21 protein-coding genes are annotated in these 25,381 nt (G+C 72.0%); 12 read left to right on the plus strand and 9 right to left on the minus strand.

The window, feature by feature from the left end:
• Positions 1-2 precede the first annotated feature (2 nt).
• Positions 3-905: an ROK family protein gene (locus tag KZC57_RS08720; RefSeq protein ID WP_247641514.1), complete on the minus strand. Its 903-nt coding sequence runs from the start codon at positions 903-905 to the stop codon at positions 3-5.
• Positions 902-1,462 carry an orotate phosphoribosyltransferase gene (pyrE, locus tag KZC57_RS08725; RefSeq protein WP_025104912.1) on the minus strand — a complete coding sequence of 187 codons (561 nt, stop codon included), beginning with the start codon at positions 1,460-1,462 and terminating at the stop codon, positions 902-904. The genes KZC57_RS08720 and pyrE overlap by 4 nt, the downstream gene beginning before the upstream one ends.
• A gap of 37 nt (positions 1,463-1,499) precedes the next feature.
• On the opposite strand from pyrE, the gene KZC57_RS08730 reads away from it, so the two are divergent.
• Both KZC57_RS08730 and KZC57_RS08735 read left to right on the plus strand, forming a co-directional pair.
• The gene (locus KZC57_RS08730; RefSeq protein WP_247641515.1) at positions 1,500-2,345 is read left to right on the plus strand and encodes an exodeoxyribonuclease III; all 846 of its coding nucleotides are present in this window, start codon (positions 1,500-1,502) and stop codon (positions 2,343-2,345) included.
• A gap of 47 nt (positions 2,346-2,392) precedes the next feature.
• Positions 2,393-3,223: a Cof-type HAD-IIB family hydrolase gene (locus KZC57_RS08735; protein ID WP_247641516.1), complete on the plus strand. Its 831-nt coding sequence runs from the start codon at positions 2,393-2,395 to the stop codon at positions 3,221-3,223.
• Positions 3,224-3,238: 15 nt separating this feature from the next.
• On the opposite strand, the gene KZC57_RS08740 is transcribed toward KZC57_RS08735, so the two are convergent.
• Together KZC57_RS08740 and KZC57_RS08745 are read right to left on the minus strand one after the other, a co-directional pair.
• Complete coding sequence (locus tag KZC57_RS08740) at positions 3,239-4,426, minus strand: MFS transporter (RefSeq protein WP_060922885.1); 1,188 nt, start codon at positions 4,424-4,426, stop codon at positions 3,239-3,241.
• A gap of 31 nt (positions 4,427-4,457) precedes the next feature.
• Positions 4,458-6,470 (minus strand): carboxypeptidase-like regulatory domain-containing protein, encoded by a 2,013-nt coding sequence (locus KZC57_RS08745; protein WP_247641517.1) that lies wholly within the window; start codon positions 6,468-6,470, stop codon positions 4,458-4,460.
• Between the two features lie 191 nt (positions 6,471-6,661).
• Here KZC57_RS08745 and KZC57_RS08750 point away from each other — a divergent pair, with 191 nt between their 5' ends.
• The 5 genes from KZC57_RS08750 (at position 6,662) to KZC57_RS08770 (ending at position 11,891) form a co-directional block, all read left to right on the plus strand.
• Entirely contained in the window at positions 6,662-7,915 is a 1,254-nt protein-coding gene (locus KZC57_RS08750) for a sensor histidine kinase (RefSeq protein ID WP_144881857.1), read from the plus strand.
• On the plus strand, positions 7,912-8,601 hold the full coding sequence (locus tag KZC57_RS08755) for a response regulator transcription factor (RefSeq protein WP_105950576.1): 690 nt from the start codon (positions 7,912-7,914) through the stop codon (positions 8,599-8,601). Before KZC57_RS08750 ends, KZC57_RS08755 begins: the two co-directional genes overlap by 4 nt.
• Before the next feature lie 38 nt (positions 8,602-8,639).
• Complete coding sequence (locus KZC57_RS08760) at positions 8,640-9,821, plus strand: benzoate/H(+) symporter BenE family transporter (RefSeq protein WP_247641518.1); 1,182 nt, start codon at positions 8,640-8,642, stop codon at positions 9,819-9,821.
• A 106-nt stretch (positions 9,822-9,927) separates the two neighbouring features.
• Positions 9,928-10,812, plus strand: a complete 885-nt coding sequence (locus KZC57_RS08765) for an ABC transporter ATP-binding protein (RefSeq protein ID WP_247641616.1) — start codon at positions 9,928-9,930, stop codon at positions 10,810-10,812.
• On the plus strand, positions 10,809-11,891 hold the full coding sequence (locus KZC57_RS08770) for an ABC transporter permease (protein WP_247641519.1): 1,083 nt from the start codon (positions 10,809-10,811) through the stop codon (positions 11,889-11,891). The genes KZC57_RS08765 and KZC57_RS08770 overlap by 4 nt, the downstream gene beginning before the upstream one ends.
• Before the next feature lie 84 nt (positions 11,892-11,975).
• Here KZC57_RS08770 and KZC57_RS08775 read toward each other — a convergent pair whose 3' ends face one another.
• On the minus strand, positions 11,976-15,494 hold the full coding sequence (locus tag KZC57_RS08775) for a bifunctional proline dehydrogenase/L-glutamate gamma-semialdehyde dehydrogenase (protein ID WP_247641520.1): 3,519 nt from the start codon (positions 15,492-15,494) through the stop codon (positions 11,976-11,978).
• Between the two features lie 137 nt (positions 15,495-15,631).
• Between KZC57_RS08775 and KZC57_RS08780 the strand changes: the two genes are divergently transcribed.
• Positions 15,632-16,540 (plus strand): LysR substrate-binding domain-containing protein, encoded by a 909-nt coding sequence (locus tag KZC57_RS08780; protein ID WP_217583865.1) that lies wholly within the window; start codon positions 15,632-15,634, stop codon positions 16,538-16,540.
• 99 nt (positions 16,541-16,639) lie between these two features.
• Positions 16,640-17,227 (plus strand): nitroreductase family protein, encoded by a 588-nt coding sequence (locus KZC57_RS08785; RefSeq protein ID WP_025104923.1) that lies wholly within the window; start codon positions 16,640-16,642, stop codon positions 17,225-17,227.
• A gap of 68 nt (positions 17,228-17,295) precedes the next feature.
• Here KZC57_RS08785 and KZC57_RS08790 read toward each other — a convergent pair whose 3' ends face one another.
• The gene (locus KZC57_RS08790; protein ID WP_082750120.1) at positions 17,296-19,509 is read right to left on the minus strand and encodes an ATP-dependent Clp protease ATP-binding subunit; all 2,214 of its coding nucleotides are present in this window, start codon (positions 19,507-19,509) and stop codon (positions 17,296-17,298) included.
• Between the two features lie 85 nt (positions 19,510-19,594).
• On the minus strand, positions 19,595-20,794 hold the full coding sequence (coaBC, locus tag KZC57_RS08795) for a bifunctional phosphopantothenoylcysteine decarboxylase/phosphopantothenate--cysteine ligase CoaBC (protein WP_247641521.1): 1,200 nt from the start codon (positions 20,792-20,794) through the stop codon (positions 19,595-19,597).
• An 87-nt stretch (positions 20,795-20,881) separates the two neighbouring features.
• Here coaBC and KZC57_RS08800 point away from each other — a divergent pair, with 87 nt between their 5' ends.
• Positions 20,882-21,580, plus strand: coding sequence for an NRDE family protein (locus tag KZC57_RS08800; RefSeq protein ID WP_247641522.1), 699 nt, complete (start codon positions 20,882-20,884; stop codon positions 21,578-21,580).
• A gap of 720 nt (positions 21,581-22,300) precedes the next feature.
• Here KZC57_RS08800 and KZC57_RS08805 read toward each other — a convergent pair.
• The gene (locus KZC57_RS08805; protein ID WP_060923594.1) at positions 22,301-23,269 is read right to left on the minus strand and encodes a GlxA family transcriptional regulator; all 969 of its coding nucleotides are present in this window, start codon (positions 23,267-23,269) and stop codon (positions 22,301-22,303) included.
• A gap of 86 nt (positions 23,270-23,355) precedes the next feature.
• On the opposite strand from KZC57_RS08805, the gene KZC57_RS08810 reads away from it, so the two are divergent.
• Complete coding sequence (locus tag KZC57_RS08810; protein ID WP_167627839.1) at positions 23,356-23,517, plus strand: hypothetical protein; 162 nt, start codon at positions 23,356-23,358, stop codon at positions 23,515-23,517.
• A 37-nt stretch (positions 23,518-23,554) separates the two neighbouring features.
• Positions 23,555-24,145, plus strand: coding sequence for a hypothetical protein (locus KZC57_RS08815; protein ID WP_060923595.1), 591 nt, complete (start codon positions 23,555-23,557; stop codon positions 24,143-24,145).
• A 4-nt stretch (positions 24,146-24,149) separates the two neighbouring features.
• Here the strand turns inward: KZC57_RS08815 and KZC57_RS08820 are convergent, their stop codons facing one another.
• Entirely contained in the window at positions 24,150-25,376 is a 1,227-nt protein-coding gene (locus KZC57_RS08820; RefSeq protein WP_247641617.1) for a glycosyltransferase, read from the minus strand.
• Between the last annotated feature and the right edge of the window lie 5 nt (positions 25,377-25,381).

A 25,381-nucleotide genomic window follows, 5' to 3' on the forward strand; every position in this document is an offset into this window, starting at 1 on the left:
CGTCAGCGCAGGACGAGGGCGGCGGCGCCGATCAACGGCCCCTCGTCGCCCAGGCCCGAGCGGACGACGCGGGTGCGACGCGAGTACTCGTGCACGGCGCTGGCGGTGAGCGCCTGCTGGACGAGCTCGATGTAGTCCGACGACACCCGCGAGAAGCCGCCGCCGATGGCGACGACGTCGAGGTCGACGAGGGTGGCGGCATCGGCCAGCGCCTCCCCCACGGCGCGGGCCGAACGCTCGATCGCCGCGCGGGCGACGGCGACACCGGCCGCGGCGTCCCGGGCCAGGTCCTCCCCGGTCGCGCCGGACCAGCCCTGCTCCCGCGCCCAGGCGGCACTGGCAGGTCCGGAGGCGATCTCCTCGAGAGTGAGCCCGCCCTCGCGGCGGACCTGCCCCAGGTGCCCGGCGTTGCCGCTGGCCCCGGGCACATACGCACCGCCCACGACGAAACCGCCGCCGACGCCGGTGGACACGACGATCGACAACGAGGCTCCCGCCTGCTGCGTCGCCCCCAGCCACGACTCCGCGAGCGCGAGCGCGCCGCCGTCGTGACCCAGGACCGCCGGGACGTCCCGTCCGAGTGCGGTCGAGGCCGCACGGGCGACCGCGTCGACGAGGCCGAACCCCCGCGCGAGGGGCATGTTCACCGGCAGGATCTCACCGCGGGTCCGATCCACGGGACCCGCGCTGCCGATCCCGGCGCCGACGAGCTCCGCGTCGGCGGGAAGGGCCGCGAGCGCATGCCGCACGATCGCGTCGACCGCCGCCGTCAACGACGCGGACGTCGCCTCACGGCCGGTGGGCTGCCGGCTGCGGCTGCCGGAGACGAGCGCGCCGTCGTCGGCGACGAGGGCGGCCTCCATCTTCGTGCCGCCCACGTCGACGGCCAGCGCGTAGCGGGTCACTGCGGGTCGAGTCCGAGGTCGTCGAGGTCGAAGGCCGCGCGCCACTCCAGGCCTTCGGCCTCGATGGCGGCCTGGGCGCCGGTCTTGCGGTCGACGATCACCGCGACCGCGACGACCTCCGCACCTTCCTTGCGCAACGCTTCGACCGCCTTGAGCGCGGACTGCCCGGTGGTCGAGGTGTCCTCCAGCACGACCACGCGCTTGCCCTTCACGTCGGCGCCCTCGATCTGGCGACCGCGGCCGTGGTCCTTCGGCTCCTTGCGCACGACGAACGCGTCGAGCGGACGGTCGGTGCCGACCGAGGCATGCAGGACGGCGTTCGCGATCGGGTCGGCGCCGAGCGTCAGACCGCCGACGGCGACGACGTCGAGATCGGCGATCAAGTCGAGCATGATGCGGCCGATCGCCGGAGCGGCGCGGTGGTCGAGGGTGAGCTTGCGCATGTCGACGTAGTACGTCGCCTTCTTGCCGCTGGACAGGGTGAAATCGCCGTGGAACACCGCCTCGTCCGTGATGAGGGCGAGGAGGGTCTGGCGGTCTGCGTCGAGTGCGGTCACGGCATCCAGTGTAGGAGGCACACCCTAGGCTGGACGCATGCGCTTGGCCACCTGGAACGTCAACTCCATCCGCACCCGCGTCACCCGCACCGTCGAGTTCGCCGTCCGTGAAGACATCGACGTGCTCGCGATGCAGGAGGTGAAGTGCAAGCCGGAGCAGTTCCCGTATGCACCGTTCGAGGAGGCCGGCTACCACGTCGAGGTGCACGGCCTCAATCAGTGGAACGGCGTCGCGATCGCGAGCCGGCTGCCCATCACCGATGTCCGCACCGCCTTCGACGGCATGCCAGGGTTCGCGAAGGGCCACGAGGGCCCCGATGCCCCGCAGGAGGCGCGCGCTCTGGGCGTCATGGTCGACGGCGTGCGCGTCTGGAGCCTGTACGTGCCCAACGGCCGCTCGCTCGATGACCCGCACTATGTCTACAAGCTGCATTGGCTCGAGCAGCTCAAGCGGTCCACCGCGGCCGAGCTGTCGGCGAACCCCGACCTCCCGCTCGCCCTCGTCGGCGACTTCAACATCATCCCGTTCGACCATGACAACGGCGATCCCGACATCGTGGTCGGCCGCTCCACCCACGTCTCCCCCGCCGAGCGCGACGCGTTCTTCGCGCTGACCGACGCGGGCGTGACCGACGTCGTGCGCCCGCTGCTCCCCGAGGGCTACACCTACTGGGACTACCAGCGGCTGAAGTTCCCGCGCAACGAGGGCATCCGCATCGACTTCATCCTCGGCTCGAAGACGTTCGCCGATGCCGTCACCGGCGCGTCGATCCACCGCAACGAGCGCAAGGGCGAGCAGCCCAGCGACCACGTGCCCGTGGTGGTCGACGTGGACTTCGGCGGCGACGACGCCGACGACGACCTGCCGATGATCTTCTCCTGACCCTTCGACAGGCTCACGGCCCTTCGACAGGCTCAGGGACCCATCGCATGGCAGGCTCAGGGACCTACCCCGTGCGGCTGATCGCGACCGACCTCGACGGCACGCTGCTCGACAGCTCGTCCGCGGTGTCGCCGCGCACCCGTGTGGCGCTCGACGCCGCACGGGACGCGGGCGTCGCGGTGGTGCCCGTCACCGCCCGCCAGCCCATCGGCCTTCGTGTGATCGCCGCCGACGCCGGGTTCGACGGGTGGGCGCTGTGCGGCAACGGCGCGTACGCGACGCATCTCACCGAGGGCCGCATGCTGTTCGCCGAGGAGCTGCCGCCCGCGACGCTGCGCACTCTCGCCGACGCGCTGCGCGCCAGCGTCCCCGGCCTGCTCTTCGCGAGCGTGCGGGAGGGCGGCGAGACGTTCGTCGCACAGCACGGCTATGCGGCGATCGCGCAGCTGTCCGACCACAAACGCGACCCCGCGACGATGGGCGGCGTGCCGCTGGACGAGGTGCTCGCGGCGCCGACGCTCAAGCTCGTGATCCGGCACCCCGAGCTCGCGCCCGCCGCACTCTTCGAGACCCTGCGGTCCCTCGGGCTCACCGGCTTCGAGGCCACGCTGTCCGGTGCCCCGTTCGTCGAGGTCATGGCGCAGGGCGTCACGAAGGCCACGGGACTCGCGCGCCTCTGCACGCACCTCGGCATCGATCGCTCCGGCGTCGTGGCGTTCGGAGACGCCCTCAACGACGTCGAGATGCTCCGCTGGGCCGGTCACGGCGTGGCCATGGCGCACGCGGAACCCGTCGTGCAGGAAGCCGCCGACGAGACCACGGCGACCAACGACGAAGACGGTGTGGCCCGCGTGATCGAGCGCCTGCTCGGCCCCTGAACCGGGCCACCGCGGTCAGTCCGCCCCGTTCGGACGCGCCTCGGCACTCGGCGGTCGCAGCCCGAGGAGAGCCAGGGCGCCCGCCCCCGCCGTGAGCGCCGCGATGACGCCGATCCCGACCGCCGGCACCGTCGCCGTCGCCACGGCTCCGGCGACGAGCGGACCGCCCGCGTCGCCCAGCTCCCTGCCCAGTTCCGCACTACCCATCGTGCGTCCCATGCGTTCGGCGGGCGTCGATGCCGCGAGGTGCGAGAACGCCACCGGGGTGGCCAGCCCCACCCCCGCGCCGACCAGCACACCCGTGAGGCACAACACGACAGGCGTCACCCACAGCGCCGAGAGAGCGATGCCGACGCCGACGAGAAGCAGCCCGCCGACCGCCCCGAGGCGGACCGAGAGCCGGCCACGGTCGTGCGCCACCCCGACCAGTGGCTGCACGATGCTCGACACGACCGCCAGTACCGTGACGATCGCCATGCTGCCCACGGTGCCGAGTCCGGCCTCCCGGCCGAGCAGGGGGAGGAAGCCGACGGCCACGGCGAGCGCGCCGGTCGTCGCCGCCAGCACCAGCGTCGGGACGAGGAATCCCGGGGCGAGGATCTCCCGGCCGAGGTCGACGAGGGTCACCCGTTTCCGGGGCAGCACGGGCACGACCGGGACGGCGACCAGCACCCATCCGGCCGCGGCCAGCCCGAGCACGGCCAGGGCCCAGAACAGCGCCGGGATCCCGCCCGCCACCACGAGGAGCGCACCGAGCAGGGGGCCGAGCGCATATCCGAGACTCTTCCAGGAGCCGTAGCGGCCGAAGTACCGGCCACGCGACGCCTCGTCCGTCAACCGCGCCACCGCGGCGGAGGAGGCCGGCGAGAACGCCGAGGCCGCCGCCCCCTGGCCGAAGCGTGCGATCACGAGGCCGATCATTCCCGGGGCCACCGCTCCGACCACCGAGAACGCGGCGAAGGCCAGCAGCCCGCCGAGGATCACGGGACGCACCCCGACCCGGTCGCTGAGCGCCCCGAAGAGCGGCTTGAGCAGCACCTCCGCAAGGTCGTACAGCGCGAGCGTGAAGCCGAACGCCAGCAGCGTCCAGCCGATGTCCTCGGTCTCGGCGCCCAGGGCGGCTGCGATGCCGTGCGCGCCGAACGCGGTGGTGAATCCGGCGAGGTAGAGCGGTGCCAGGCGCGGGCGCGTCGAGGAGGTCACACCTGATCCTGGCAGACCTGCGACGGACCTTTCAGCCCTGCTGCCGACGGCGTCGGAGGAGCATGGCTCCTGCGAGGAGGAGCCCCGCGGCCATGGTCACGGCGAACGACGGGAGCTCTCCCCCGGTGGCTGCGAGGTCGTCCTGACCCTGCGGTGGCGTCGACGCTCCACCCGAGGCTCCTGCCACGACGTTCAGGGCCGCGCTCGCCACCACATCCCCTTGCGCATTCAGCGCGACCACGGTGTGACTTCCCGCCGGGAACCCCGCGGGAATGCGGAAGTCTTCCGAGAACGCGCCGTCGATCCCCGCTACGAGCTCTCCGAGTTCGGTCGGCTCCGAGCGGAGTTCGATCACGACGGCCTCTCCGGGCGCGAAACCGGACCCCGAGATCTTCAGTACTTCCCCGGCGAGGATCGACTCCTGTGACAGGGCCAGCGCGGGGGGCGATTGCGGTGCCGTGCACTCCGAGGACAACATCACATCCCGTGCCGACAGGACCGCGCCGGACTCCAGACGGAAGGTGCCCGCCCCGAGGAGCGACTCCGCACCGCCGAAGTACGCGGTGCAGTAGCCTGCCATCTCCACCCGCAGCGTGTAGACCCCCGCGGGCAGCGAGCCACCCGGAGTCTCGGGGGTGGATCCCGCACCCAAGACGAAGGATCCTTCCGTGTCGAGGGCCGCAACCTCCTGCCATCCGGACGCCGTCCACAGCAGGGCCGTGACCGTCGCCCCGGAGACCGCAGCGCCGTCCGCGGTCGAGACGTTCCCGCCGATCGCGCCGCCCGTCGCGAGGTCGAAGTCCACTCCCGCGCGATCGCCGCCCGCGGCGAGCACGACAGGGGTCGCCTCGGCCCGGGTCGCGACGCCGTCGAAGAACTGCGGGGCGAAAATCATGTCGTACACGTTCGCCGTGGCCCGCACGATGTAGGTCCCGGCGGGGACGGCCAGGCGGTACGAGCCGTCGGGCTGCGTGTAGGCCATGCCGACAAGGGTGTCCCCGCTGTACGCCTCCACGATCGCGTCGCCGGACAGCGCGCCGGACGTGCGCACCACGCCGGTGATCATCCCGCTCGAGTCGAGGGTCGCGTCGATGTCCGAGACGATCTGCCCCTGGGCGACGGCGATGGTCGTCGCATCTTCCTCTCGCCGCGCGTTCTTCCAGTACTCGCGGATACCCCGTCCGCCGTCTGGGACGAACGCAACGACGTACCGCCCTGGCGGGACGGTGAGGGAGTAGGACCCGTCCGGCGCGACGTCCGCCTGCAGCGTGAGCCCCGTCGTGGCGTCGCTGGCGGTCACCCATCCGGGAACGGGCGAGTCGTCGGCCGCCAACGTCATCGTGCCCTGGATGACACCGAGCTCGGCGAGGTAGGCATCCACTCGCTCGGTGCTCTGCCCCGCGGTGACATGGACCGCTTTCGCCCTGCTCTCGTCGTAGGCATCCTCCCAGAACTCGGCGGAGAGCGTCGGGTCCGCCGGTTCGAAGCGGACGCGGTAGTCACCCGCGGGGAGAGCGGCGAGCCGGTAGGCACCGTCCGCGTCCGTCGACGCGAACGCCGACACGGAATAGTCGGCGGACTCCGCCCGTACGGTCACGCCTTCGAGTGGAGAGCCGTCCGCCTGATGCCTCACGATGCCGGCGATCGCCCCGCCGAGTGCGAGGGCCGCGTCCACTCCCACGACGGAATCCCCTTCGGCGACGATGAGACGCTGCGCGGCCGCACGCGACGACGCATCGTCCCAGAACTCGGGGATGAAGTCCGTCCCGGAGGCGTCGAAGGCCACGACGTACTCCCCCGCCGGAAGGTCCGGCACGAGGTACGCACCCGCGGCATCGGTCACCGTGGATTCGAAGACCGACGCGTCGTCGGTCGACACCGAGACGGTGACGCCCGCGAGAGGCGAACCGTCCGCCTCCGCCGTCACCGTCCCCGCCAGCGATCCTCCTGACGCGGCACCGGCTGCGGTCGCGCCGCCCAGTGCGAGTGCGAGGGCCGCGGCCCCACCCATGATCGACCGAAAGAACGCGCGTCGTCGCGCCATGTCCCCACCCTCCGGAGGAGGCCGGCGCAGCCCGATGCTGTCGCGGTCGACCTCGAGCGCTGCCGATCCCGCGGCAATGCCTTCTCCGAAGGTAGACGATCGACGCATCGGAAAGGAATAGGCAGATCACAGGAGGGCGCGTCCGCCGCGCGGGGGATGCCGCACGCCACCCCCCGCCCTACGGTGGAGGGATGGCCTTCACCCGGACGCCGACCCTGCGCGACCAGCGCGGCGACCTCCTCCTCGCGCTCGTCCTCTTCGTCGGCGCGATCCTCAGCGCGGCGCTCTCCTCCATCGCCCAGGTCTACGGCGACGAACAGGCCCCGCTGTGGACGGCCCTCGTCTACGCCGTCGTCGTGGCGGCGCCGCTCGGGTTCCGCCGGCGCTGGCCCGGCACCGTCGCCGTCGTGGTGTCGCTGGCGTACTTCACGGCCGTGACGATCCGGGTCCCCGAGATCTACGTCGGCAACATCGCGATGTTCATCGCGCTCTACACGGTCGGCGCCTGGATGAACGACCGCCGGAAGGCGCTCGTCGTCCGTGTCGCGATCATCGTGGGCATGTTCGTGTGGCTCCTCATCACCATGTACCGCGACGCGATCAGCGAGGCGGACAAGGCGGACGTCGTCGCCGGCGCCATGTCGCCCTATGTGGCCTTCATGCTCATCCAGATCCTCCTCAACGTCCTGTACTTCGGCGGCGCCTACTACTTCGGCGAGCGCTCCTGGGCGGCGGCCGAGCAGCGCACCGTGCTGGAGGAGCGCACCCGCGAACTGGAGCGCGAGCGCGAGGTCACGGCGGCGCAGGCGGTGGCCCTCGACCGGGTGCGGATCGCCCGGGAGCTGCACGACGTCGTCGCCCACCATGTGTCGGTCATGGGGGTGCAGGCGGGCGCCGCGCGCCTCGTGCTCGAGAACGATCCGGCCCAGTCGGCGCGCATCCTCTCCGGGATCGAGTCCTCCGCGCGGGACGCGATCCAGGAGCTGCGCCAGCTGCTGGAGACTCTGCGGACCCCCGGCGGCGACGCGACCGAGCCGGCATCGACCGTCTCCCTCGACGACATCGCCGCCCTGGCGGAGGCATCGACCGAGGCGGGTCTCCCCACCGCGTACACCGTGATCGGCGATCCGGTGCCGGTGCCCTCGCTCGTCGCCGTGAACCTCTACCGGATCGCGCAGGAGTCGCTGACCAACGCCCGTCGGCACGCCGGGCCGGGGGCGACAGCGGACGTGCGCGTGCGCTACGACGAGGACGGCGTGGAGGTCGAGGTCGTGAACACCGGTCGCGCCATCGCCCAGCTGCGTCCCGGCCTCGGCCAGCTCGGGATGCGGGAGCGCGCCGCGGCCTCCGGCGGCACGTTCGAGATCGCTCCGCGCGCGCCCGGCGGGGTACGGGTGCGAGCGCGGGTGCCGCTCGGCGCGCCCGTGCCGGAGGACGCCCGGTGACCGCGCCGATCCGGGTGCTCCTCGTCGACGACCACGCCCTCCTCCGCGCCGGTTTCCGCACGATCCTCGACACCCAGCCCGACATCACCGTCGTCGGCGAAGCCTCGACCGGGGCGGAGGCCGTCGCGCAGGCCGCCGACCTGCGCCCTGACGTCATCACGATGGACGTGCAGATGCCCGACATGGACGGGATCGAGGCGACGCGCCGGCTCGTGGCCGATCCCTCGGTGAGCGCCGCGATCGCGATCGTGACGACGTTCGATCGCGACGACTACCTCTATCAGGCGCTCGAAGCCGGCGCGAGCGGATTCCTCCTCAAGAACGCGGGCGCCGAGGACCTCATCTCCGCAGTGCGCGCGCTCGCGGCCGGGGACGGCATGCTGGCACCCGAGGTGACGCGCCGGGTCCTCACCCGCTTCGCCGGAGCGACTGCGGAGGCCGACGCCGCTCCCGCCCGCGCGGTGGCGAAGGCGCCCGCGGCCCCCGTCCTCGCGGAACCGCTGACCGAGCGGGAGGCCGAGGTGCTGACCCTGCTCGCCGACGCCCGCAGCAACGCCGAGATCGCCCGCGCCCTCTTCATCGGGGAGGCCACCGTGAAGACCCACGTCTCCCGCATCCTGCAGAAGCTCGGCGCCAGGGACCGCGTGCAGGCCGTCGTGCTCGCGCATCGGATGGGGCTGGCCTGACCGGAGGCGGACCGCTCCCCCGCGATACTCTCGGAGCCATGCCCGCCGCCGTCCCCGTGTCCCGTCCGATCGTCGCCGGGATCGTCACGGCGCTCGTGGGGTTCACGAGCTCGTTCGCGGTGGTGCTCACCGGCCTCGATGCCGTCGGCGCGTCGGCGGCGCAGGCAGCCAGCGGACTCCTCGCCGTGAGCCTCGCGATGGGGCTCGCCTGCATCGTGCTGGCCTGGCGCTACCGGATGCCGATCACGGCCGCGTGGTCCACTCCCGGTGCCGCCCTGCTCGTGGCGACCGGCAGCGTCGAGGGCGGCTGGCCGGCCGCGGTCGGGGCCTTCCTCGTGGCCGCGGCCCTCATCCTCCTCACGGCGCTCTGGCCCGCGCTCGGGGCCCTGATCGCCCGGATCCCGCCGTCGATCGCGCAGGCCATGCTGGCGGGAGTGCTGCTGCCGCTCTGCCTCGCGCCGATCACGGGGGTCGTCGCGAATCCGTGGGGCGTGCTCCCGGTCGTGCTGACCTGGCTGATCTTCGCCCGGCTGGCTCCCCGGTGGGCCGTGCCGCTGGCCTTCGTCGCCGCGGCTGCGGTCGTCGCCGTCTCGCTGGTCTCCGCAGGGACCCCGGTCGACCCAGCCGTCCTCCTGCCGCGGTTCGAGCTGACGATGCCGGCCTTCACCGTCGGGGCCCTGGTCGGCATCGCGCTGCCGCTGTTCATCGTGACCATGGCGTCGCAGAACGTGCCGGGTATCGCGATCATGCGCAGCTTCGGCTACGAGGTCCCGTGGCGTCCGGCGATGCTCGTGACAGGTCTCGGCACCGCCGTGGGCGCTCCGGCGGGCGGTCACGCGATCAACCTCGCCGCCATCAGCGCGGCCCTCGCCGCGTCCCCTGACGCGGACCCCGATCCGGACCGGCGCTGGCTCGCCGGGGTCTCGACGGGGGCGTCCTATCTCGTGCTGGGCGCGTTCTCCGCCGCCTTCGCCACGCTCGTCGTGCTCGCCCCGACGGCGGTGATCCCGGCGGTCGCGGGGCTGGCGCTGTTCGGCGCCTTCGGCGCGGCCGTCCAGCAGGCGATCGACGACCCCGGCGAGCGCCTCCCCGCGGTCGTCACGTTCCTCGTCGCCGCCTCCGGCATCGCCGTGCTCGGGGTGAGCGCGGCGTTCTGGGCACTGGTCGCCGGCCTGCTCGTGCGCACGGTGCTGCACGCCGGCCGTCCGTCCCGCGGCTGATCCGTCGCCGTCCCCCCTGCGGGGGATGCCCCACCCCGCCCGCGCTCAATAGCGTGAAGGTCATGCGGATCACCTTCGGACGGAGCACCACGACATGACCACCGGACTGCTGGAACTCTCCGGCATCACCAAGAGCTACGGCAGCCGCCGGGTGCTGGACGACGTGTCGTTCACGGTCGCGCCGGGCCGGCTCACTGGCTTCGTCGGCGGCAACGGCGCCGGCAAGACCACGACCATGCGCATCATCCTCGGTCTGCTGTCGTCGGACGGCGGACGAGTCGACCTCGACGGGACGCCCCTCACCACCGCCGACCGCCGCCGCTTCGGATACATGCCCGAGGAGCGCGGCCTGTACCCGAAGATGAAGGTCCTGGAGCAGATCGTCTACCTCGCGCGCCTCCACGGGTTCAGCAAGCCGGAGGCGACGGAGCGGGCGACCGCGCTGCTCACGGAGCTCGGACTCGGCGAGCGCCTCGACGACACGATCGAGTCGCTGTCGCTGGGCAACCAGCAGCGGGCGCAGATCGCCGCGTCGCTCGTGCACGACCCCGAGGTGCTGATCCTCGACGAGCCCTTCTCCGGCCTGGACCCCCTCGCGGTGGACGTCGTCGCCGGAGTCCTGCAGGCCAGCGCGGCCCGCGGCGCCTCGATCCTCTTCTCCTCCCATCAGCTGGACGTGGTCGAGCGTCTCTGCGACGACCTCGTCATCCTCGCGGGGGGCACCATCCGTGCCGCCGGGTCCCGGGACGGGCTCCGCGCCGAGCACGCCCGCGACCGGTACGAGCTCATCTCCGCGGGCGACGCCGGGTGGCTGCGCACCGAGCCCGGGGTCACGGTCGTCGACTTCGAGGGCGGCTACGCGCTCTTCGACGCGGACGGCCCCGACACCGCCCAGCGCGTGCTGCAGTCGGCGGTCGCGCGCGGCGACGTCGCGAGCTTCGCGCCCAAGCACCCCTCCCTCGCCCAGATCTTCAAGGAGGTCATCCAGTGAATGCCTCGACCCCCGCACGGAACGGGATCTGGCTGGTCGCCGAGCGGGAGATCGGCTCCAAGCTCCGCAGCAAGGCGTTCCTGATCTCGACCGGCATCCTGCTGCTCATCGCCCTCGCCGGCGTGCTGTTCGGCGGCTTCGCGAGTCAGAACAACGACGCCATGCCGGTGGCCGTGACCTCGGAGACCGCGACCGCCGTGTCCGCACTGCCCGACGTCGAGGTGACCGTGGTCGCCTCTCGCGCCGACGCCGAGGAGCTGGTCCGCGAGGGGGACGTCGATGCGGCGGTGCTCGCGGGGGACAACGCCGCGGGCTACACGATCGTCGCGCTGGAGGACGCCCCCGGATCGCTCGTGTCCGCGCTGTCGCTGTCCCCCGAGGTCGTGATCCTCGAACCGGTCACCACCAACCCGCTGCTGCGCTACTTCATCGCGATCGCCTTCGGTCTCGTCTTCATGATGGCCGCGGCGACCTTCGGCGGCACCATCGCGCAGAGTGTGGTCGAGGAGAAGCAGACCCGGGTCGTGGAGGTGCTGCTGTCGGCGATCCCGGCGCGCACGCTGCTCGCCGGCAAGGTGATCGGCAACACGGTGCTCGCGATGGGGCAGATCCTCGCCCTCGCGGCCGTCGCCACCATAGGGCTCATCGTGACGGGTCAGCGCGAGGTGCTGACCACCCTGGGCGCCCCCATCATCTGGTTCGCGGTGTTCTTCCTCTTCGGGTTCATCCTGCTCGCGGCGATGTTCGCGGCGGCGGCCTCCATGGTCTCCCGGCAGGAGGACATCGGATCGACGACGACCCCCATCACGATGCTCATCATGGCGCCGTACGTGCTGGTGATCGTGTTCAACGACAACCCGCTGGTGCTGACGATCATGTCGTACGTGCCGTTCTCGGCTCCGGTCGGCATGCCGATGCGCCTCTTCGTCGGCGAGGCGCAGTGGTGGGAGCCGCTCCTGAGCCTCGCGATCCTCCTGGCGAGCTGCGTCGCGGCGATCGTCGTCGGCGCGAAGATCTACGAGAACTCCCTGCTCCGGATGGGCTCGCGCGTGAAGCTCGCCGAGGCTCTGCGCGGCTGATCCCGAGACCCCGCTTTCGCGCCGAGACCCCCTGCTGCACGCGTGTGCAGCAGGGGGTCTCGGCGTGTACCCGGGGTCTCGGTGTCAGAGGAGGCCGTCGGAGAGGGTGGTGGGGTTGCCGAAGCGGTGGTTGGTGATCGACACGGCCTGCTCGTGCAGGAACGGGAGCATCTCCACCCGACCCGCTCCGGTCACGGCGTGGGACCACACCGCGACGTCGGGGCTGCCGTCGAGGGCCGTGTGCAGCGCGGCGGCATCGCCACCGACGAGCCGCACCCGCTGCCACGACCGGGCGCCCTTCGCGTAGCGCTTCGTCCACGCGGCATCGGACTCGGTCTTCACGGACACGCCCTGGGCCTTGAGCGCCTTCTCCACGCGGGACGGCAGCGACGCGGCCGACACGGTGAAGGGGCTGCCGCTGCGCAGTGCCGCGGCGAGCACGCGGACTCCCTCGGCCAACGGCGCGTCCTCGGCGATACGCACGTCGACCGCCACCGGACGGTACCGGAACACGTTGCGCTCGACGCCGAGTCCGGACTTGTCGCTCACGGCGCCGAACTCGTCGATCCACGCGCGCTCATCGGCGGCCGCGGCGCGGTGCAGCCACTCGATGCCCACGGGGTCGAGCTCAGGCGCAGCCGCCTCCAGCAGCCCGGTCACGGCCGGGGTCACCGCCGCACCCGGAGCCGCGGCGGGCAGCTCGCCCGCACGCCACTCACCGAGACCGAAGAGGTAGTTCGGGCCGCCGGCCTTGGCTCCGGCGCCCACGGCCGAGCGCTTCCAGCCGCCGAACGGCTGGCGCTGCACGATGGCGCCGGTGATGCCCCGGTTCACGTACAGGTTGCCCGCCTCGACGCGGTCCAGCCAGGTCGCGACCTCGGCGGAGTCCAGCGAGTGCAGCCCCGCGGTGAGGCCGTAGTCGACGGCGTTCTGCAGCCGGATGGCCTCGTCGAGGTCCTTCGCGTGCATGATGCCGAGCACGGGTCCGAAGAACTCGGTCAGGTGGAAGTACGAGCCCTCGCGCACGCCGGTCTTCACCCCCGGCGTCCACTGCTTCCCCTCGTCGTCGAGCTTCCGGGGCTCCACGAGCCAGCGCTCGCCCTTGTCGAGCGTGGTGAGCGCGGTGAGGAGCTTGCCGTTCGCGGGCTCGATGATCGGCCCCATCTGCGTGGCGGGGTCGTCGGGAAGCCCGACGCGCATCGAGGTGACCGCGTCCACGAGCTGCCGCTCGAAGCGCTTCGAGTCGGCCACCGACCCGACGAGGATCGCCAGCGACGCGGCCGAGCACTTCTGCCCGGCGTGGCCGAACGCGCTGCGGGCGACGTCGGCGGCCGCGAGGTCGAGGTCCGCCGACGGCGTCACGATGATGGCGTTCTTGCCGCTGGTCTCGGCCAGCAGCGGCAGGTCGGCCCGGAAGGAGCGGAACAGCTGCGCGGTCTCGTAGGCCCCGGTGAGGATGACCCGGTCGACCTGGGGACTCGCGACCAGGCGGGTGCCGAGGTCGCGGGAGGCGAGGTCGACGAGAGCGAGCAGATCGCGCGGGACACCTGCGGCCCACAGCGCCTCGACCATCACGGCGCCGCACCGCTGGGTGAGCTTCGCGGGCTTGATGATCACGCCGGATCCGGAGGCGAGGCCGGCGAGGACTCCGCCGGCGGGGATCGCCACGGGGAAGTTCCACGGCGGCGTGACCACGGTCACCTTCGACGGCACGAACTCGGCGCCGGGGATGGCCTCGAGATCCTTCGCCCGCTCGGCGTAGTAGTGCGCGAAGTCGATCGCCTCGCTGACCTCGGGATCGGCTTCCGCGATGGTCTTGCCGGCCTCGTGCGCCATGATCTCCAGAAGCTCGCCGCGGCGGGCGGCCAGTTCATCGCCCGCGCGGTGCAGGACGGCGGCGCGCTCGGCGGCGGGGAGCGCCGCCCATTTCTCGGCGGCGGAGGTGGCGGCGGCGAACACGGCGTCCAGCTCGGCGTCGGTCTCGATGCGCGCGGCGGCGATGGCGTCCCGGCCGAGCGTCGACGACACCGAGCGCTGCAGGATCTCCCGACCCCACGCGCGGTTCGCGGCGAGCGCGGGATCGGTGTCGGGCTCGTTCGCGAAGCCGTCCGTGGTGTTCGCGGGGCGCGGAGCCGTGCGGTCCTGGGTGCGGTTCGGGCCGGGTACCGACGGGTCCGCGACGAGCGCGGCGAGGGAGCGCTCGAAGCGCTCCCGCTCGCGGGTGAGCAGGGTCGGGTTCGAGGCCAGCTCGAACACGGCGGACATGAAGTTCTCAGGGCTCGCGTTCTCCTCGAGGCGCCGCACGAGGTACGCGATCGCGACATCGAACTCCGCCGGGTTCACGACCGGCGTGTAGAGGAGGAGGCGGCCGACGTCCTTGCGGACGGCCTCGGCCTGCCCGGTCGCCATGCCGAGCAGCATCTCGTACTCCACGAGGGCGCCCTTCAGCCCCTGGGTCCCTGAGGCCGCGCCCCCCTGGGTCCCTGAGCCTGTCGAAGGGTCGGTCACGCCCCGGGCCTTCGCGAGCAGCCAGGTGTAGGCGATGTCGAAGAGGTTGTGCCCGGCGACGCCGATGCGCACGGCATCGAGCCGCTCGGGGGTCATCGCCCAATCGAGCACGCGCTTGTAGTTCGTGTCGGAATCCTGCTTGGTGCCGTACGTCGCGAGCGGCCAGCCGTGCACCTTCGCATCGACCTCCTCCATCGCGAGGTTCGCGCCCTTGACCACGCGCACCTTGATCGGCGCTCCGCCCTTGGCGCGGCGGGCGGCTGCCCACTCCTGGAGCCGCTGCATGGCACCGAGCGCGTCCGGCAGGTACGCCTGCAGCACGATGCCGGCCTCGAGGTCCTCCAGGCCGGGCTGGTCGAGGATGCTCGTGAAGGCCGCGATCGTGAGGTCGAGATCGCGGTACTCCTCCATGTCGAGGTTGATGAACTTCTGGGTCCCGGTGCGGGCACCCTTCGCCTCGGCCTTCGCCGCGAGCCGGTACAGCGGGGTGAGCTTCTCGACGACGTCGGCGACGGCCTCGTCGAACGACCACATGGAGAGCTGGCTGACGACGCTCGAGACCTTGATCGAGACGTAGTCGACGTCCGGACGGGCGAGGAAGTCGTACGTGCCCTGCAGTCGGCGGCCCGCCTCGCGCTCCCCGAGCACGGCCTCGCCGAGGAGGTTCAGGTTCAGACGGTTGCCGGTCTTGCGGAGCTTGGCGATCGCGGGACCGAGCTTGGACGGCGTGGCGTCGAGCACGAGGTGCCCGACCATGGCCCGCAGCACGCGCCGCGAGATCGGCACGACGACGTTCGGGAGCTTCGGCGCCCAGAACCCGCCGGCCTTGATGGCGGCCCGCAGGTAGCCGGGCAGCAGCGTGGGCGTGATGTCGGAGAGCTCGGCGAGCTTGCGGCCGGCGACCCGCAGATCCTCCGGACGCATGACGCCGTCGACGAAGCCGACCGTGAAGGCGAGGCCGTTCGGGTCCTTGAGCACTTCGGACAGGCGCTGGGCGGCGGGCTCGACCGGGTGGGTCTCGCTCTCGGCGAGCCAGCGCTGCACGAGCGCGGCGACCTCTTCGGTGCGGGGGGTGGTGTCGTCGATGACGGTCATGAAGCGGGGTACCTTCCTCGGCCTCGCACACCCGGGTGTCGTGTGCGGCTGGATCATTGTCCAGCCGCTCGGTAGGCTCCGTCTATCAACCGATTCGAGTGGATTCTGTTCACTCCTCCCGAACGATCGGAACCGCCGTGCTCGACGTCCATCGCCTGCGTCTGTTGGTGGAGCTGTCACGCCGCGGCACGCTCTCCGCCGTGGCCGATGCGCTGTCCTACAGCAAGGCCTCCGTGTCGCAGCAGCTCGCCGCGCTGGAGCGTGATGTCGGGGTGCCGCTGCTGCGTCGGGTCGGTCGCGGCGTGCAGTTCACGCCGCAGGGGAACGTCCTGGTGGCCGAGGCCATCGGCATCCTCGATCAGCTCGAGCACGCCCAGGTCGCCGTCGCCGAATCGCTCACCGAGGTGACCGGCACCGTGCGCCTCGCGGTGTTCCAGTCCACCGCGCACTCCCTGCTGCCCCGCGCCCTCGCAGCCCTCGGCGCGCGCCACCCCGCCCTGCGCGTCGAGGTGACCGAGCGGGATCCGGAGTCCGGGCTGGTGGGCGTCTCGAGCCGCGACTACGACCTCATCCTCGCGGAGCAGTATCCGGGCCATACGCGTCCCATCCACGCCGACCTCGACCGCGTGGTGCTCGCCCACGACGCCATCGCCCTCGCCCGGCGTCCGGGAGCGTCGGAATCCGCCGATCCCGTCGCTGCCCTGTGGGCGACCCGCGCCGAGCCGTGGGTGCTCGAACCCGCCGGGACCGCCTCCCGCGCGTGGGCCGAGCAGCTCTGCCGCACCGCCGGGTTCGAGCCCGATGTGCGCTTCGAGCTGGCCGACCTCACCGCGCACGTCCGGCTCATCCACGCGGGACTCGCGGTCGGGCTGCTCCCCGAGCTCGTGTGGGCCGGCGACACCCCGACGGTCGACCTCGCCCCGCTCCCGCACGAACCGCGCCGGGAGATCTTCTCCTCCGCGCGCCGGGTCTCCGCGGACGCCCCGTCGATCCGCGCCGTCCGCGCCGCGCTCGCCGACGCCGCCTCCCGCAACCTCCTGGACTGACGCGAACCGACTTCCGGGAATATGCATGCACATGCATCGGTTCATCCCCCGTGTACCCGGACGACGGCGTCCGATCCCCTCCGTCCGAAAGGCACTTCCGTGAGCACTCCCGTCATCGACCGCACCGCCCCGACCGAGCACCCCGTCCTCGACGTCCTCGCCGGCCGCTGGAGCCCCCGCGCGTACGACGCGCAGCACCCGATCGACGAGGCCAAGCTCGCCACCGCCCTCGAGGCCGCCCGCTGGAGCCCCTCCGCCAACAACATCCAGCCCTGGCGCTTCATCGTCGCCCGCCGCGGCACCGCCCTGCACGCCCAGATCGTCGACGCGCTCATGGGCTTCAACCAGGCCTGGGCCGGCAACGCGGCCGTCCTCGTCGTCGCGATCGCCGAGACCGCGACCGCCGACGGCACGCCGATCAGCCACGCGTTCTACGACCTCGGCCAGGCCGTGGCGCACTTCTCCGTGCAGGCCCACCACGACGGCCTCGTCGTGCACCAGATGAGCGGCTTCGACCCCGAGGTCGTCCGCGAGTTCGCCGACCTCGAGCCCCGCTTCACCCCCGCCACCGTCATCGCCGTCGGCGAGTTCGGCGACATCGAGGCTTTGCCGGAGGTGCTGCAGGAGCGCGAGGTCGCCCCGCGGGTGCGCCGTCCGATCGCGGAGACGGTCGTCCTCAGCGCCTGAGCATCGACACACGAAAGGCCCGGTATGCGTGATGCATACCGGGCCTTTTCGCGGTGCGCCGAGGCCGCTCAGTCGTCGAGCAGCTCGGCCTCGATCACGTCGTCCTCGTCCTCGGGCTCCGGCTCCGGCGTCGTCGCGGTGAGCACGAGGCCCGTGCCGTCGGCCGCCACGTCCACCCGGACGGTGTCGCCGTCGTGCACGCCGCCCGAGAGGAGGGCGGTCGCCAGCTTGTTCTGCACCTCGGTCTGGATGAGGCGACGCAGCGGGCGGGCGCCGAACACCGGGTCGTACCCGCGCTCGGCCAGCCACGACCGCGCCCCGGGAGTGACCGCGAGCGTGAGGCGACGGTCGCGCAGCCGGTCGTGCAGCTGGTCGACCGACAGCTCCACGATCTGCGCGAGATCGTCTTCGGTGAGCGCCTGGAACATCACGATGTCGTCGAGACGGTTGAGGAACTCCGGCCGGAACGCCTGGCGCACGAGGGCCATCACCTGCTCCCGCTTCTCCTCCACGGAGAGCACGGGGTCGATGAGGATCGGCGAGCCCAGGTTGGAGGTCAGGATGAGGATCACGTTCGAGAAGTCGACCGTGCGCCCCTGCCCGTCCGTCAGCCGTCCGTCGTCGAGCACCTGCAGCAGCACGTCGAACACCTCGGGGTGCGCCTTCTCGACCTCGTCGAGCAGGATCACGCTGTACGGACGACGGCGCACGGCCTCGGTCAGCTGACCGCCCTGCTCGTAGCCGACGTACCCGGGAGGGGCGCCGACGAGCCGGGAGACCGAGTGCTTCTCGCCGTACTCCGACATGTCGATGCGCACCATGGCGTGCTCGTCGTCGAAGAGGAACTGCGCGAGCGCCTTGGCCAGCTCGGTCTTCCCGACACCGGTCGGGCCGAGGAACAGGAACGAGCCGGTGGGGCGACCGGGATCGCTGATGCCCGCGCGCGACCGGCGCACCGCGTCGGACACGGCCTTGACGGCGTCCTTCTGGCCGATGAGGCGCTTGCCGAGCTCGTTCTCCAGGTGCAGGAGCTTCTCGCTCTCCCCCTGCAGCAGCCGCCCGACGGGAATGCCGGTCCAGGCCGCGATCACGGCCGCGATGTCCTCCTCGGTGACCTGCTCGTTCACCATGCGCGGTTCGCTCGAGGCGGTGGCCTCGGCCTGCTCGGCTTCGGCGATGTCGCGCTCCAGGCGCTTGATCGTCTCGTACTCGAGCTTCGACGCCTTCGTGTAGTCGGCGTTGCGCATGGCGAGGTCGCGCTGGGTGATCGCGTCGTCGAGCTGCTTCTTCAGCTCTCCGACCCGGTTCAGGCCCTGCCGCTCCCGCGCCCAGCGGGCCTCGAGTCCGGCCAGCTCCTTCTCGAGTTCGACGAGGTGCTCGCGGAGGGTGCCGAGACGCTCCTTGGACGCGGCGTCCTTCTCCCGCTTGAGCGCGAGCTCCTCCAGCTTCAGCCGGTCGACCTGACGCTTGAGCTGGTCGATCTCGACGGGAGAGGAGTCGATCTCCATCTTCAGACGAGACATCGACTCGTCGATCAGGTCGATGGCCTTGTCCGGCAGCTGCCGCGCGGGCAGGTAGCGGTTGGAGAGGGAGGCCGCGGCCACGAGCGCGCTGTCGGAGATGGTCACCCCGTGGTGCGCCTCATAACGCCCCTTGAGCCCGCGGAGGATCGCGATCGTGTCCTCGACCGTCGGCTCGCCCACGTACACCTGCTGGAAGCGTCGCTCGAGGGCGGCGTCCTTCTCGATGAACTCGCGGTACTCGTTGAGCGTGGTGGCGCCGATGAGCCGCAGCTCGCCGCGGGCCAGCATCGGCTTGAGCATGTTCGAGGCCGCGACCGAGCCCTCGCCGCCGCCCGCGCCCATGAGCACGTGCAGCTCGTCGATGAACGTGATGACCTGGCCGTCCGACTCGGTGATCTCCTTGAGCACCTGCTTCAGGCGCTCCTCGAACTGGCCGCGGTACATCGCACCCGCGACGAGCGCGGAGATGTCGAGCGAGACGAGCTCCTTGTCCTTGAGGGACTCGGCGACGTCGCCCGCGACGATGCGCTGCGCGAGGCCTTCGACCACCGCGGTCTTGCCGACGCCGGGCTCACCGATCAGCACCGGGTTGTTCTTGGTGCGGCGGGTGAGCACCTGGCTGACGCGCCGGATCTCACTGTCCCGTCCGATGACGGGGTCGAGCTTGCCCTCGCGGGCACGGTCGGTCAGGTTGATGCCGAACTGCTCGAGGGCGGACTGCTGTTCCTGGTTCGGGGATCCGGTCTGCGGGGTGGTCATGCGCTCCTCCTGGAGATGCTCCTTCTGAAAGTTGAGTTTGGTTGACTCAAGTTTAGCATTCGGTGGTGCGCGGCTCCACCACCTCTCACCTCTCGCGGGCGACCTCGTCCCAGACGGCCGCCGCCACCTCGCGCTTGGTCCCGGCCGCGGTCCGCGCCAGGGCCCCTCCGCGACCGAGGATGTGCACGGCGTTCTCGCCACGCTCGAAACCCTGCTCCCAGCCGACCTCGTTCACCACCAGCAGGTCGACCCCCTTGCGCTCCTGCTTGCCGCGGGCACGGGCGAGCAGCTCGGCCTCGTCCTCCGGGGTCTCCGCCGCGAACGCGACGATGAGCTGCCCTTCCCGCCGGATGTCGACGATCGCGGCGACGATGTCCTCGTTCTCGACGAGTTCGATCGTGCCGACGCCGCCACGGTCCTTGGTGAGCTTGCGGGCGGAGACCTCGACCGGACGGTAGTCGGCCACCGCCGCCGCCATCAACACGACGTCGGCCGTCGCCGCCTCCTCCTTCATCGCCGCGGACAGCTCGGCGGCTGTGCCGACCCGCACGATCCGGATGTGCGGGTGGCGGGCCTCCGCGAGCACGTCCCCGGAGACGTTCGCCGCGACGAGCACCACCTCCGCGCCGCGCGCCGCCGCCTCCGCCGCGAGCGCGACCCCCTGGCGGCCGCTGCTCCGGTTGCCGAGGAAGCGCACCGGATCGATGGGCTCCCGCGTGCCGCCCGCCGAGACGACGACCCGCACGCCTGCGAGGTCGCCCGGGGCCAGCAGCGCCTGGACGGCGGCGAGGATCTCCTCGGGCTCGACCATGCGACCGGGGCCGCTGTCGCCGCCGGCCAGTTCGCCGTCGGCGGGGCCGACCACGTGCACGCCGCGGTCCCGGAGCGTGGCCATGTTCGCCTGCGTGGCGGGGTTCCGCCACATCTCCGCGTGCATCGCGGGGGCGACGAGCACGGGCGCCTCGGTCGCGAGCAGCGTCGTGCCGAGGAGGTCGTCGGCGAGGCCCGCGGCCATCTTCGCGAGGGAGTTCGCCGTCGCCGGGGCGACCACGACGAGGTCCGCCCCCTGCCCCAGCGCGACGTGCCGCACGCGGGCGACATCCTCGTGCACGCTCGTCGTCACCGGGTGCCGGCTCAGCGCCTCCCAGGTCGGCAGGCCCACGAAGCGCAGCGCATCCTCCGTGGGCACGACGGTCACGTCATGACCGGCCTTGGTGAGCAGGCGCACGAGGTGCACCGTCTTGTACGCGGCGATGCCGCCCGTGACTCCCACGACGATGTTCACGCCTCGATTCTGCCCCAGGGTCCGGACGCCCGGGCCGTCGCGTGCGGATCCGTCCCCGCCCGTCCCGGCCGACCTAGACTCGGAGGCGTGTGCACGGTGGTGATCGATGTCGAGGCCGCGGGTTCCGCGCGGCTGCTGGCCGTCCGCGACGAGGACCCGACCCGGGAGTGGGACGCCCTGGGCGCGTGGTGGCCCGAGGAGTATCCGGGGGTGATCGGCATCCGCGACCGCCGCGCCGGTGGGGCCTGGCTCGCCGTGAACCCCGTCGAACGACGCCTCGCCGTGCTCCTCAACCGCGCCGACGTGCAGGACCTCTCCGCGACCGCGGCCGTCTCCCGCGGCACCCTTCCGCTCGCCGCGGTCACCGGGCGTTCTCCGCAGGGAGCCCCGCCGATGCACGGCTTCAATCTGCTCGAAGTCGGCCCGGAGGGCGCGCGAGTGCTCTCGTGGGACGGTGCCGAGTTGCGGGAGACCCCGATCGAGCCCGGAACACACATGATCGCCCACGACGACCTCGACGACGAGGAGACCCCGCGCATCGCCGCGTGGCTCCCGGAGTTCCGGGCGCTCGGGCCCGCCGCGGCGAGCGCCGACTGGGCGACCGAGTGGACCGCGCTCCTCGGATCCTCGGCGACCCTGCCCCCGGAAGACGACCGCGCCATCATCCGCGACAACCGCCCGCACGGGTACCCGACGCAGTCCCTCCTCTACGCGGTCGCCACGATCACGCCCGCCGGGGTCGACGTCCGCGACGTCACCCTCCCCTCCCCCGCCCACTGGCACTGACCCCCCTCTTTCCCTCTCCACCTCTCCACCCCTCCACCGCTCGCGCCGCGGGATCAAAACCGCGCCCCCGCCCTCCGCCCGCGGCCCCTTTCTGATCCCGCCCGGCCCGCCGCTTCCCGCGCAGGATCGAAAACGCACCCGGCCGTCCATCCCGCGGGGCCTTCCTGATCCCGCACCGATGCGGGCGAGCCCGCCCTCGGTGGGACGAGATCCGCTGCGGAGCTTGGGGGGCGATGCCCGCCGGGCGGGGCTGGACCAGAATGCCGGGGCCTGTCGCGAGACCGCTCGGCCTGATGCGGGACGGTAAACGCTCCGGACGCAGTGCGCTCGTGCGCGTTTTCGATCCCGCACGGCAGCGGGGGGGGGAACACGGGATGAGCGGGACGGGGAAGAGCTCCAGACGGGGCTCATTGGCGCACGCTACTAATCCCGCGCGGGAGGACAACCGACCAACCGACGAGGCACTGATGCGGGACGGTAAACGCTCCCGATCCGGCCAGGTGCCGCGCGTTCTCGATCCCGCACGATAGCGGGGGACGGTAGCGAGGCCGACGGGGGGAGCGGGACGGAAAACGCCCCGGACGCGGGGCGCTCGCGCACGTTTTCGATCCCGCACGACTGCGGGGGCGGGTAGGGGGGACCATGGCGGGATGGAAAGTGGGCCGGATGCGTGGAGACGGGGCACGAAACTGATCCCGCACCGCCGAGGGAAGGGCGGGGTCAGGCGGCGGGGAGGGCGTCGGCGCAGGAGAAGCGGGCGCGGTAGGCGGTGGGAGTCACGCCCAGCACGCGGGCGAAGTTCTGCCGGAGGACGGCCGCGGAACCGAAGCCGCAGTCCGTCGCGATGTGTTCGAGCGGAAGATCGGTGCGCTCGAGGAGGCGCTGGGCCTGGATGATCCGCTGCCGGCCGAGCCACGCCGCAGGGGTCGCCCCGTACTCGGCCTTGAAGCGGCGCGCGAAGGTCCGCGGCGACATGAGTGCCCGCGCTGCGAGCTGGTCGACCGTCAGGTCTTCGCGGAGGTTCTCCACCGCCCAGTCGGCCACCACGGCGAGCGAATCCGTGGGCGCGACCGGGATGGGGCGATCGATGAACTGCGCCTGACCCCCGTCCCGTTGCGGCGGCACGACCATCCGACGCGCGATCCGGTTGGTGATCTCCGCCCCGAGCTCCTGTCGCAGCAGGTGCAGGCAGGCGTCGATGCCCGCGGCGGTGCCCGCGCTGGTGATGATGCGGCCGTCCTGGACGAAGAGCACGTCCGGATCAATGTCGACGGCGGGGTACATGTCGGCCATCGTGTGCGCGTACATCCAGTGCGTCGTCGCCCGCCGCCCGTCCAGCACTCCGGCCGCGGCGAGGATGAACGACCCGCTGCACACGCTCATGACCCAGGCGCCGCGCGCCACGGCCTCGCGGGCCAGGTCGACGAGGAGCGGGTCGATGTCGCCCCAGACCTCGCGCGGCACCGGGCAGAACACGACGAGGTCGGCCTCCGCGGCGAAGGACAGATCGTGTTCCACGTTGATGGAGAAGCCGATCTTGGAGCGCACGACCCCGGGCCGCGGGGCGACGATGCGGAAGTCGAAGTTCGGCACCCCGTCGGCCGATCGGTCGAGGCCGAACGCCTCGCAGGCGACCCCGAACTCGAACGGCGCGAAGCCGTCCTGCACCACGCACGCAACGGTCTTCATCACAGCTCCCGGAATGGCAGTTTTCCTACGCACAGTGCCCGATCCGCCACTCGTGGCAGCATCACACCGAGCGTAGCTTTTCTGCCATGGTACTCCCCATCCTCCTCCTCGCCCTCGTCATCTGGGCGGTCGTCGCCACCTTCGTCGAACTGCGGCGCGACGGCTACCGCCCGACCCCCACCGACTGGAGCCGCGTCGCCGGTCAGGACGCCCTGTCGCAGGCCGACCCCGGCCACGTCTACCGCTGACCTGCCGACAATCCGCGAGGAGGGCTACGCTCGGGTCATGAGCGACCCCCAGCAGCCCGGACAGCCCTCGCGCGACGGCGCCGTCGACCCGGCCGCGACCCCGACCCCTCCGTCGCTCCCGGCGGAGCCGCAGTACCCCGGCGCGCAGGCCCCCGCACCGGGAGCGCCGTACGCCCCCGGCCTCGGCGGGGGTCATGTCTTCCCCACCGCCACCCCGCAGGCCTCCCCCACCGCGATACCGCAGCCGTCACCGACCGCACCGGGATTCGTCCCCGGATCCGCCGGCATCCCGCCCTATGGCGCACCGGCCCCGAGCACATCCGGCAACGGCCTCGGGCGCGCCGCCTTCATCGTCGCGCTGGTGACCCTCGCGATCGACGTGTTCCTCATCCTCGCGCGGCCGTTCGTCTACATGTCGGACCGGACCTACAGCCTGATCGGCCTGATCGAGGGGGCGTCGGGGATCCTCACCTTCCTCGGCTACGGGGCTGCGCTCGTGCTCGGCCTCATCGCGGCGCGACGCCCGGGTCCGCGGCTGCTCGCCGGGATCGCCATCGGCATCTCGGGCGCCGGTCTGCTGACGATCGTGCTGAGCTGGCTCTCGTCGACCTTCTACGGGTTCCTGTGACCGCTCAGGATCGCGGGAGCACCCGCTCGTAGACCTCGATCATGGCGGCCGTCCGCGACGACTGCCGGAAGGCGTCCGCCACGGCGGGCGCCGGCCGCGGCGCGGTCCCGTCCGCGATGTCCGCGGCTGCCTGCCGCAGCGTCGCGGCGAGGGCCTCGATCCGTTGCGCCTCGACGGCTCGTCCGCGAGCGTGCGGATCCGTCGTCGGCACCGCCCAGAGCCCGCCCTGGAGTTCCGCGGCGATGTCGGGGTCGCACACGACGGAGGGCGTGCCGAGGGTGGCCGCCTCGAACGGCGTCATGCCCTGGGTCTCGAACCCGATGGACGTCTGCACGAGCGCATCGGCGGCGGCGATCCGCTCCAGCGTCTGCGCATACGAGAGCCGGCCGGCGAACCGTACGTCCGCGCGCCCCGCGACGATGCGTTCGGCCGCGGCGCGCTGTCCGCCGCCGCCGATCACCTCGAGCTCGGCGTCGATGCCCGCGTCGACCCAGGCCTGGAGGAACGGAAGCAGGCGCTTCTCCGGGCTCATCCGCCCGAGCCAGACGAAGCGCGGGCGCCCCGGCGTCCGCTCAGCGGGGGCCGCCGTGAGGGTCTGCGCACGGACGTCATCGTCGATGCCGTTCCACACGACGTCGACGACGCGGGCGACGCCGTTCTGCTCCAGGCGTCGCGCGAAGTGCCCTGACGGGGCCGTGACGGCGGCGGCGCTCGCCGCGAGACCGCGGAGGTACGACCACCCGTCGCTGCCGCCGACCGGCATGCCGATGCCGCGGAGGGCAGCGCGGCGCCAGAGGTTGAGCACGGCGAGCACGGGCCGGTGCAGCGGGGTGACTGCGGCCAGCCCGACATCGACGCGGTTGTGCATCGTGTGCACGACCGGGATTCCGTGCCGGGCGGCGAAGCGGTGGCCGATGAAGGCGCCCCAGAAGTCGGCCTGCACGTGGACGAGGTCGACGGGCGGGCGGTGCGCCATGGCCCGGTCGAGAGTCCGATCGGTCGCCCGCCCCGGCCAGGTCATCGCGTACTCCCGATCGAGGGTGATCGGCAGCGACGGAAGGTCGACGTTCCCCTCGGATGGTGCGGCGTCGTCGCGCCGTGCGTGCATACGGGGCGCGACGACTGTCACGGTGTGCCCGGCGCGCTCCAGGAACGTCCGCTGCAGCCGCATCGACACCTGCGCCCCGCCGAGGGAGTCGAGGTGCTGATCGGCGAAGAAGACGACGTGCATCCGCG

Origin of the sequence: Microbacterium sp. KSW4-4, assembly GCF_023091185.1 — a bacterium.
GTDB classification, from domain to species: domain Bacteria; phylum Actinomycetota; class Actinomycetes; order Actinomycetales; family Microbacteriaceae; genus Microbacterium; species Microbacterium paraoxydans.

What these genes read in the sequence shown, in the direction of transcription:
- KZC57_RS08730 (WP_247641515.1), top strand. Translation starts at nt 1,500, where the DNA reads ATGCGCTTGGCCACCTGGAACGTCAACTCCATCCGCACCCGCGTCACC.
- KZC57_RS08760 (WP_247641518.1), top strand. Translation starts at nt 8,640, where the DNA reads ATGCCCGCCGCCGTCCCCGTGTCCCGTCCGATCGTCGCCGGGATCGTC.
- KZC57_RS08745 (WP_247641517.1), bottom strand. Translation starts at nt 6,470, where the DNA reads ATGGCGCGACGACGCGCGTTCTTTCGGTCGATCATGGGTGGGGCCGCG.
- KZC57_RS08810 (WP_167627839.1), top strand. Translation starts at nt 23,356, where the DNA reads ATGGTACTCCCCATCCTCCTCCTCGCCCTCGTCATCTGGGCGGTCGTC.
- KZC57_RS08805 (WP_060923594.1), bottom strand. Translation starts at nt 23,269, where the DNA reads ATGAAGACCGTTGCGTGCGTGGTGCAGGACGGCTTCGCGCCGTTCGAG.
- KZC57_RS08820 (WP_247641617.1), bottom strand. Translation starts at nt 25,376, where the DNA reads ATGCACGTCGTCTTCTTCGCCGATCAGCACCTCGACTCCCTCGGCGGG.
- KZC57_RS08815 (WP_060923595.1), top strand. Translation starts at nt 23,555, where the DNA reads ATGAGCGACCCCCAGCAGCCCGGACAGCCCTCGCGCGACGGCGCCGTC.
- KZC57_RS08775 (WP_247641520.1), bottom strand. Translation starts at nt 15,494, where the DNA reads ATGACCGTCATCGACGACACCACCCCCCGCACCGAAGAGGTCGCCGCG.
- KZC57_RS08790 (WP_082750120.1), bottom strand. Translation starts at nt 19,509, where the DNA reads ATGACCACCCCGCAGACCGGATCCCCGAACCAGGAACAGCAGTCCGCC.
- KZC57_RS08750 (WP_144881857.1), top strand. Translation starts at nt 6,662, where the DNA reads ATGGCCTTCACCCGGACGCCGACCCTGCGCGACCAGCGCGGCGACCTC.
- KZC57_RS08735 (WP_247641516.1), top strand. Translation starts at nt 2,393, where the DNA reads ATGGCAGGCTCAGGGACCTACCCCGTGCGGCTGATCGCGACCGACCTC.